The organism is Mesobacillus sp., from assembly GCF_049588175.1.
In the GTDB taxonomy this organism is placed as follows: Bacteria; Bacillota; Bacilli; order Bacillales; family Cytobacillaceae; genus Mesobacillus.
This window is the reverse complement of sequence record NZ_JBAVFI010000228.1, coordinates 1-2,480: the sequence shown is the minus strand read 5'-3', so window position 1 is coordinate 2,480 and position 2,480 is coordinate 1. Positions and strand designations below refer to the sequence as shown.

General features: G+C 47.3%; 3 protein-coding genes. All 3 read right to left on the bottom strand.

All coding sequences use genetic code 11. The features are described 5' to 3' along the window. On the bottom strand, positions 1 to 704 hold a 704-nt coding region (gene hisD / locus WB217_RS05685), incomplete at its 3' end, for a histidinol dehydrogenase (RefSeq protein ID WP_423991481.1). Positions 705 to 772: 68 nt separating this feature from the next. Then, positions 773 to 1,396: an ATP phosphoribosyltransferase gene (gene hisG, locus WB217_RS05680; protein ID WP_423991479.1), complete on the bottom strand. Its 624-nt coding sequence runs from the start codon at positions 1,394 to 1,396 to the stop codon at positions 773 to 775. After that, on the bottom strand, positions 1,393 to 2,480 hold a 1,088-nt coding region (locus tag WB217_RS05675; RefSeq protein WP_423991477.1), incomplete at its 5' end, for an ATP phosphoribosyltransferase regulatory subunit. The genes hisG and WB217_RS05675, both read right to left, overlap by 4 nt.

Genomic DNA, 2,480 nt, shown 5'->3' with positions numbered 1-2,480 from the left:
GCAAGTATGCCGATTTCACTTGGCCCGGCAATCATATCAATCGCCACATCGCCAAAAACTTCGCGCTTAGCGAGTGCAACATAGATGTTGCCTGGACCAGTAATCTTATCGACTGGCTTGATCGTTTTTGTTCCATATGCCAGTGCTGCGATTGCCTGGGCACCGCCGACTTTATAGATTTCTTTTACCCCGGCAATATCAGCTGCAACCAGCACACCTGCTGGGAGCTTGCCATCACGGTCGGGGGGAGATGCCATGACAATCCGTTCAACTCCGGCTGTTTTTGCGGGAATGACATTCATTAAAACAGAAGACGGGTACGCCGCGGTTCCACCAGGTACATAAACACCGACAGAATCAAGCGGTGTTACCTTCTGACCGAGTATCGAGCCATTTTCCTCTGTTGTCATCCATGACGGACGCAATTGTTTTTCATGGTATGTCCGGATGTTCCCTGCTGCTTCGGTAATGATATCAACAAGGTTCTGGCTCACCGTTTTATATGCTTCTGAAATTTCATCTTGAGTCACTCGAAAGTCATCAAGGGAAACTGAATCGAATTTTTCAGTATAAGCTTTGACTGCCTGATCGCCTGATTTCCGTACTGCGGCGATGATTTCCTGGACAGCCTTGCGCTGCTCTTCTGTACCGCCATCTACCGTTCTTTTCAGCGAGACACTGCCATCTATTTGTAAAATTTCCATTGAGAATCAATCCTTTCACAATCCAGGGAGATTGCAAATTCACAATCCAGTATGATGCTATTCAACAATTAAATCACATCGTTAAGCCGTTTGATCAAATCGCTGATGCGTTCATCCTTGATCCGGTAGCTGACCGGATTCACTATCAACCTTGAGGTTACGGTAGTAATCGTTTCATACTCAACGAGGCCGTTTTCCTTCAATGTTCTGCCGGTTGAAACGATATCCACAATCCTGTCTGCAAGGCCAATCAATGGTGCAAGCTCGATTGAGCCATTAAGCTTAATGATTTCGACTTGCTCTCCTTGTTCCCGGAAATAGGCCGCCGCGATGTTTGGATATTTTGTTGCGATTTTAGGTGCAACATCATTCATTTTCGTATCCGGAAGACCGGCAACTGCCAGGTAGCAGCCGCTGATTTTCAAATCAAGCAGCTCATATACATCTCGTTCTTCCTCAAGGAGAACGTCCTTGCCGGCAATTCCGAGGTCAGCGACTCCGTGTTCCACATATGTAGCGACATCCATCGGCTTGGCAAGAATAAACCGGAAGTTCTCATTTTCAACATCGATGATCAGTTTTCTTGAATCATCAAATTCTGGAGGCAGTTCAAAGCCTGCGCGTCTTAGCAGCTCGGCTGCTTCGTTAAAAATCCGGCCTTTCGGCATGGCGATTGTCAATTGATCGTTCATTCCATCGCCCCCTTTTCCGCTTTTCCAATGAGGAAGACGACATCTGAGAATGTATCGGAGCATGTATCCAGATTGCGGACTGTGCTGATGTCCTGCAAAACGATTCTTTCCCCATCCTCACGACGTTCTGCTGCGAGCTGGTAGGCTTCCCTTCGACGCTCAGGGCTGAAAAGAATGCATGTAACCGGTTCTGGCTTCCCTAAATCTCCAAGGCTTTCAAGCAGACGATCAAGTCGAAGTGCAAAACCTGTTGCTCCTGTGGATTTGCCGAATTTCTCAAGAAGCCTGTCATATCTGCCGCCATTGCCTATCGGGAATCCGACCATGCCTGCGTATACTTCAAATAAAATGCCTGTATAGTAGCTCATATGGCTGACAATCGTTAAATCGAATTTGATGCGGTCACTTTCGCCGAAATCTTCAATGACATCCCAAAGCAGTTTGAGTTCATCCAGAGCCACTCTGCCTTTGCCATTTTCAATCAGTTCAGCCGCTTTTCCGATTACTTCCGGACCGCCTCGCAGTTCGAGGAATGCCAGCAGGCGCTGAGTATCAATCGATGACAGCGGCAATGATTTTACATGCTCACGGTAGCCAACATAATTTTTCTCATATAAAAATTTCGTCAATTCCCTGGCACGGTCTTCAGTTCCAAGAATCTGGACAAACAGCTCATTGACAAAGCCAACATGGCCGACAGACAGCTGGAACTGTTCCAGGCCTGATTTTTTCAGTGAAGAAATCGCAAGAGCAATCATTTCGCCATCTGCACTGATGGAATCATCACCGATGCACTCGACTCCGATTTGTTCGAATTCCGCTGGCCTGCCTCCTTCACGCTGCTGGGCGCGGAAAACATTTGCCGAGTAGGCTAGTCTTAAAGGTACATGGTCGTTAAAAAGCTTGGACGCCGCAACCCTCGCAATCGGCGCAGTCATATCTGGCCGAAGCACCAATGTGTGGCCCTGCTGATCCAATAATTTGAATAGCTGCTGATCAAGGATTGCCGAAGCATTCCCAACTGTTTCGTAATATTCGAGTGTCGGAGTTTCAATGAATTGAAATCCCCAGCGCTTCATTTCTT